The following is a 6,335-nucleotide window of genomic DNA, read 5'->3' on the forward strand; positions in this document are numbered from 1 at the left end:
GCGCATGGCCGCGCACCCGGATGTCGAGGGCACGCCCGAGGTGGCCGGCCCCGGCTTCATCAACCTGCGCCTGTCGGCGTCCGCGCTGCAGCGCGTCGTCGCGGACGTGCGCTCGGCCGGCGCCGCGTACGGGCGCTGCGACCTCGGCCACGGCCGCCGCGTGCAGGTCGAGTTCGTCTCGGCCAACCCGGTCGGGCCGATGCACGTCGGCCACGGGCGCTGGGCGGCGCTCGGCGACTCGATGGCGCGCGTGCTCGAGCATGCGGGCTGGCGGGCCGAGCGCGAGTTCTACGTCAACGACGCCGGCGTGCAGATGGACGTGTTCGGGGCGAGCGTCGCGGCGCGCTACCTCGAGCTGCTCGGCCGTGAGGTCGAGTTCCCCGAGGACGGCTATCGCGGCGCGTACATAGCCGAGATCGCCGAGGAGGTCCGCGCGCAGCAGGGTGACGCGCTCGCGGACCTGCCGCCGGGCGAGCTCGCGCTCCGCTGCCGTGAGCTGGGCTACGAGCTCGTGCTGGCGAACCACCTCAAGCGCGTGCTGCACGGGATGGGCGTGGACTTCGACGTGTGGTTCTCGGAGCGCACGCTGCATGCCGGGCAGCCAGAGGGCGGCCCGAGCGAGATCGAGCAGGCGATCGCGCGCCTCACCGAGCTCGGCCACATCTTCGAGGAGGAGGGTGCCGTCTGGTTCCGGTCGACGGCGTTCGGCGACGACAAGGACCGCGTCCTGCGCAAGTCCGACGGGGAGTACACGTACTTCGCCGCCGACATCGCGTACCACTGGGACAAGCTCGACGTGCGCGGCTTCGACCGCGTCATCGACATCTGGGGCGCCGACCACCACGGCTACGTGCCGCGCATGAAGGCCGCCGTCGCGGCGCTCGGGCACGAAGGCCAGCTCGACGTGGTCATCGGCCAGCTCGTGAACCTGTTCCGCGACGGCGAGGCCGTGCGCATGTCCAAACGCACCGGAGAGATGGTCACGTTCGAGGAGCTGCTCGACGAGGTCGGCGCCGACGCGGCGCGCTACTGGTTCCTGCGGCGCAGCACCGACCAGCAGGTCGACTTCGATATCGGCGTGGCCAAGGCGCAGTCTGCCGACAACCCCGTCTACTACGTGCAGTACGCGCACGCACGCATCTGCTCGATCCTGCGCAAGGCCGCGGGCGCCGACACCGCCGACGAGAGCGCGGACGTGTCCGCGGTCGTACCCGCCTCGCCGGATCTCGCGCTGCTGACCGACGACGCCGAGCTCACACTGCTGCGCAAGCTGGCCGAGTTCGGCGAGGTGGTAGAGGCCGCCGCCGAGGCGCTCGCCCCGCACAAGCTCGCCGCGTACGCCGAGGACCTGGCGGCGACGTTCCACCGCTTCTACACCGTGTGCCAGGTGGTCGGCGACGACGACGCGCTGACCGGCGCGCGGCTCGCACTCGCCGATGCGACGCGCGTGGTGCTCGCGACCGCGCTCGGCCTGCTCGGCGTCGGCGCGCCCCAGCGCATGTAGCGCCCGCGGACAGGCGAGCGCCGTTCGTCGCGGAGGCGCGTGCCCGCAGGCGCTTCCAGTGGGATACTCATGCGCGGGGGGAGCACCGAAGGAGGTCCACGACATGCCCGAGGACGAGCCGCGCTGTCCGATCAGCACCGAGCGCATCGACGAGAACGCCGCGCGCGTCAACGGCGGCATCGCCATGGCCGTGCTCGCCGTGGCGCTGCTCACGCCGTACCGGTGGGTGCTCGCGTACCTCGTGCTCGACTTCGCTCTCAAGGTCGTTGCGGGCTTCGCGTACAGCCCGAGCTGCCGCGCTGCGAACCTCATCGCCCGGGGGTTGCGGTTGCCCAAGCGGATGAGCGACTCCGCGCCCAAGCGCTTCGCGGCTGTGATCGGGCTCGCGATGAGCGCGCTCGGGCTCGTGGCCGCATACGGCTTCCCCGCGGCGCCGGCGTTCTTCTACGGCGTGACGGGGACGTTCCTCGTCTTCGCGGCGCTCGAGTCGCTGGCGGGGTTCTGCACGGGCTGCTGGCTGTACGGCCTGCTGCCCGATCGCGTGTCTGCCGCCTTCGTCCGCCGCATGCGAGGCGGTCCGGGCGCGAGCGCCTCGTAGAGGCCGTCCGCCGTCACGCGCTGCCGAGGCCGAGCGCGAGTGGCAGGCGGCGTCATGGGCCCGTCAGGACTCTGACCGGGTCAGGGGCGGTGACTGGTAGCAGGCGCGCCACCATACGGTCGGGTAGACTGCGGCGCATGGACCCGATCCTGCCCCTCGCCACCACGCTCATCACGCTTGCGCTGGCGTTCTACACCGTCGGCGTGTGGGCCGAGCGGCTCGCGCGCTACCTGCGGCCGTGGCATCTCGTGGCGTTCTGGCTCGGACTCGCGTTCGACGCGGCCGGGACCTACGCGATGGACCTGATCAACGGGCCGGGCGTCGACTGGACGATGCTGCATACCTGGACCGGGCAGATCGCCATCTGGCTGATGGCGGCGCACGCGGTGTGGGCGACGGTGGTGCTGGTGCGCGGCAGCGACCGCGCAAGGGAGCGCTTCCACCGCTTCAGCCTCGTGGTGTGGCTCGTGTGGCTCGTGCCCTACATCGGCGGGATGATCGCCGGGATGACCGGGGCCGCCTTGCCGTTCTGACGGCGTGCGTCTACAGCGCGAACACGTCGCGTGCGAGCGAGGACCCGATGGCGAAGAGCAGTGCGGCGAGCAGGCGGCCGGCGCCCACGACCATGAAGCCGACGTTGAGCTCGCCCTGCCAGCCTTGCAGGTAGTAGTACATGACGTCGGTCTGCGCGAACACCGCCGAGCCGACCGCGACCGCGATCCACGGCCAGGCGAACCTCGCCGCACCCATCTGCCTTGAGACGAGCAGCACGAACAGCGCCGGGCCGAACATGAACAGCAGGTCGGCGATGGGGAAGTACACTGCGAGGAACTTGTCGATGCCCACGAGCTTCCCGGCGCCGAACCCTCCGAGCGCACCGAGCGCGGTCGCCGCGGTTGCGAGCGCTGCCGCGGTGCCGAAGGCGATGGCGGCGCTGCGCCGCAAGTCGAGCATCGCGCGGTAGGCGAGCGACGCCGTCATCATCGCCCAGCTCAGTGTCACGAACTGCAGAAGGTAGAACAGCTGCGCGGCGGCGAGCATGGCGCCCTGTCCGAGCTCCTCGTTCGCGACGGTCGCGATGTCGCCCGCGATGAACGCGCTGATGCTCGCGCCGATGAGCACCCACTGGGTGCGCTGCGGTCCTGCCCCGAGGCGTCGCGCCTGGATGATCGCGAACACCGAGGCGAAGGCGCCGTAGCCGATGGCGCCGGCGTACGCGCCGGTCTCGTCGACGATGCCGAGCAGCGCGAGTACGACCAGCAGCGCGATGAACGCGAGGCTCGCCGCACCGAGAACGCGCGTGCGCGCCGAGAGCGGCGATGCGGGAGCGGCCGCCGCCGCCGCGTCAGACACCGCCGACCGCCTTGATGCGCTCGATGAGGGAGTCGATCGTGCCGGGGGGCGCGACCGGCCGCAGGAACCCCCGCACGGTGGCCTCGACCGCCGGCCAGTCCGACGGACCGATGGTCTCGGGTGTCTTGCCTGCGGCCTGCCCGACCGCGCGGAGACAGCCCTGAGCGATCACCGCCCCGACGTGCGGCTCGAGCATCTGCGTGGTGGCGTCGGCAAGTGCGCTCATGCGTGTACCCCCCCGGGATCGCTGCGTCGATGATGATAGCGCGCCGGACGCTCAGGTTTCAGTGACGGATGAACACGCGGGTCGGGGCGCGGCCGGACGCGGGGGCGTCCGCGGGATGCGGGCCATCGGGGAGCACGCTCACCGGCCGAGCCGGTCGAGCAGCCGCCGCGCGGCGTCGCGGGTGTCCGGATCCGCGCTCGCGGCCGCCTCGCGCAGCAGCTCAAGCGGGTCGGCGGCGAGGTCTGCGGCGGCGTGCAGCGCGGCGTCGCGGGTGCCGGGGTCAGGCGAGCGCAGCATCTCGCGGAGGCGGCGCAGGGCGGAGCGCTGGGCGAGCGCGGCGTCCCCTGCGGGACTGCCGGGGGCCGCGCCGCCGAACAGCTCGGCGACAGGGCGCTCGGTGTACGCGCGGACGGCGCGGTCCCGAGGTTCGCGCCGGCTCTCGAGGCGGTGCGCCGCTTCCTGATCAGGCATGGCCCCGATCGCCCGGTCATCGATCGAGTGCTCCTCGATCGCCCGGCCTCCGATTGCGCGCTCCTCGATCGAGCTGTCCTCGATCGCGCGCGCCTCTTCGTGGAAGAACAAGGCTTCGGCCGCGCGGCGCTTCTCGCGTTCGGCGGGGTCGCGGGGTGAGGTCGGGGCGATGCCCACCACACGGTCCCCCTCGGCCCGTGGCGAAGGAGGCGGACCCGGTGGCGCCGTCGGCTCGCCGGCCGGCGCCGCGACGCTTCGCACCTCGAACTCGCTCGCGTCCCGCCTGAGTTGCTCGCCGATCGCGCGCATCCGGCGCCGCGCGGGCTCCCAGCGCGCGTCGTCCTCCATGGCGCCTCGGTACGAGTCCGGCTCCATGCCGTAGCGAGTGCGCATGCTGTCGCTCACGACATCGGCGAGCAGGTCCTCGGCAGGCATGCCGAAGTAGCGCGCGAGCGCCTCGGTGAATCGGGGAGAGGGTAGACGCTGCCCGTTCTCGATGCGCGAGAGCATCGGGACGCTGATGCCGGTCGCCTCCGCGACGTCGGCGAGCGTGGCGCCCGACGCGACGCGCAGTTCCCGCAGTCTGGTTCCGAACTCCATCTGATGACGCCCTTCGCGCAGGTTCTCACCTGCGGATTCTACTCGTGGGTAAACACGGTTGACAAGTGGGTAAATACGCTTGACAGTGCTGGCAACACAGGATTCTACCACCGTTTCGGGCGAAGCACAGCGGCCGATGTCAGACCCCGGGGCTAGGGTGGCGGACGACAGAGAGGAAAGGGGTGGGCCCCATGGCCGACAAGCGCAAGAAGAAGGCGGACGGCGGCATCCTGATCGGGTTCGTGCTCGACAAGTCGGGCTCGATGGACGTGATCCGGGACGCGACGATCTCGGGCTTCAACGAGTACAAGAACGACCAGGCGAAGCGCTCCGGAACGCTCATGTCGCTCATGATGTTCGACACGGAGTTCGTGAGGGTGTGCGGCGTCGTGCCGGCCGCCGAGGTGGCGGACCTCGACTATGCGAGCTACGCGCCGGGCGGCTGCACTGCGCTGTACGACGCGATCGGGCACACGATCAAGGGCGTCGACGATCACATCGCGCGCCACGGCCGGCCGGGCAAGGTGCTCGTCGTGATCATGACCGACGGAATGGAGAACGCGAGCCGCGAGTACGACCGGCAGAGGATCTTCCGCATGATCGAGGAGCGCCAGGACAACCGCGACTACGAGTTCGTCTACCTGGGCGCGAACCAGGACGCGTACGCCGTCGGGCGCAGCATGGGCGTACGCGAGGGCAGGATGCTCAACTTCCGTCCCGACGAGGACGGGCAGACGCGGGCGTTCGACCGGCTGTCGAGCGCGACACACGAGGTGGCGTGCTGCATGTCGCGGTCGATGCCCTCGGACTGGCTCGATCCGGACGAACTGCTCCGCGACGAGCCCGAGGGCGCCGGCACGGGCGGCCCGAAGCGGGGCCGCAAGCGCCCGAAGGCGTAGTCCGCGACAGCGCGCGCGAATGGATGCGGTCCCGTGCCCCGCGGGGGAGGGCGCGGGGCCGCGTCGCGTGCTGCTACGGGTTCGGCGACAGGGGCTCGCCGGACGGATGCGCGGGAGCGATCGGCACCGGCGCAGCGCCGGCGGTGAGCCGATCCACCGTGCGCGCCTCGAACCACGTGGCCGCGGACAGTGCCGCGGTGAGCAGTCCGCCCGCGATCATGGTCTCTCGCACGCCGAGCAGCGCCGCGGCGGCCGGGGCCACCGCGAGAGGCGCGAGTTCGCCGAAGGTCCGCAGGGTCTCGCCGGCGCCCACCACGCGGCCGACGAGCTTGTGCGGCGTGTCGCGGTGGATCAGCGTGCGGCTCAGCGGGTCGAGGATGCCGATCGCGATCGCCCACACGAAGCCTCCGGCCGCGGTGAGGCGCACGTCGGGCCACGCCAGGTACAGCAGCGCACCGAGCCCCGTGAGCACCGACATCAGCGCGAGCCCCCGCGCCGAGACCGTCCGCGCGGGCAGGCGCGTGAGCAGCGCCGAGCCTGCGATCATGCCGATCGCGAACACGGCGTTGACCCACCCGATGGCCGAGACTTGCGTGTGCAATGTGTCCCGGAAGTACAGCGGCTCGAGCGCGCCGAACGCGCCGAACCCGAGCCATACGAGCCCACCCAGGAGCACGTAGGAGC

General features: G+C 71.6%; 8 protein-coding genes. 4 read left to right on the forward strand and 4 right to left on the reverse strand.

What is annotated here, in order from left to right; all coding sequences use genetic code 11:
* From FDZ70_05275 to FDZ70_05285, 3 genes are all read left to right on the forward strand, one after another.
* Positions 1-1,504 (forward strand): arginine--tRNA ligase (locus tag FDZ70_05275; GenBank protein ID TLM77500.1); only part of this gene is annotated, 1,504 nt, incomplete at its 5' end.
* Positions 1,437-2,102 (forward strand): DUF4395 domain-containing protein, encoded by a 666-nt coding sequence (locus FDZ70_05280; protein ID TLM77501.1) that lies wholly within the window; start codon positions 1,437-1,439, stop codon positions 2,100-2,102. The genes FDZ70_05275 and FDZ70_05280, both read left to right, overlap by 68 nt.
* Before the next feature lie 137 nt (positions 2,103-2,239).
* Positions 2,240-2,635 carry a TIGR03987 family protein gene (locus FDZ70_05285; GenBank protein TLM77502.1) on the forward strand — a complete coding sequence of 132 codons (396 nt, stop codon included), beginning with the start codon at positions 2,240-2,242 and terminating at the stop codon, positions 2,633-2,635.
* 10 nt (positions 2,636-2,645) lie between these two features.
* Here the strand turns inward: FDZ70_05285 and FDZ70_05290 are convergent, their stop codons facing one another.
* From FDZ70_05290 to FDZ70_05300, 3 genes are all read right to left on the reverse strand, one after another.
* The gene (locus FDZ70_05290; GenBank protein ID TLM77503.1) at positions 2,646-3,455 is read right to left on the reverse strand and encodes a hypothetical protein; all 810 of its coding nucleotides are present in this window, start codon (positions 3,453-3,455) and stop codon (positions 2,646-2,648) included.
* Positions 3,448-3,681, reverse strand: coding sequence for a hypothetical protein (locus FDZ70_05295; protein ID TLM77504.1), 234 nt, complete (start codon positions 3,679-3,681; stop codon positions 3,448-3,450). The genes FDZ70_05290 and FDZ70_05295 overlap by 8 nt, the downstream gene beginning before the upstream one ends.
* A 138-nt stretch (positions 3,682-3,819) precedes the next feature.
* Entirely contained in the window at positions 3,820-4,752 is a 933-nt protein-coding gene (locus tag FDZ70_05300; protein TLM77505.1) for a helix-turn-helix transcriptional regulator, read from the reverse strand.
* Between the two features lie 191 nt (positions 4,753-4,943).
* Between FDZ70_05300 and FDZ70_05305 the strand changes: the two genes are divergently transcribed.
* Positions 4,944-5,651 (forward strand): VWA domain-containing protein, encoded by a 708-nt coding sequence (locus FDZ70_05305; GenBank protein TLM77506.1) that lies wholly within the window; start codon positions 4,944-4,946, stop codon positions 5,649-5,651.
* A gap of 73 nt (positions 5,652-5,724) precedes the next feature.
* Here FDZ70_05305 and FDZ70_05310 read toward each other — a convergent pair.
* Positions 5,725-6,335 (reverse strand): MFS transporter (locus FDZ70_05310; GenBank protein ID TLM77507.1); only part of this gene is annotated, 611 nt, incomplete at its 5' end.

This window comes from Actinomycetota bacterium, assembly GCA_005774595.1.
Taxonomy (GTDB): domain Bacteria; phylum Actinomycetota; class Coriobacteriia; order Anaerosomatales; family D1FN1-002; genus D1FN1-002.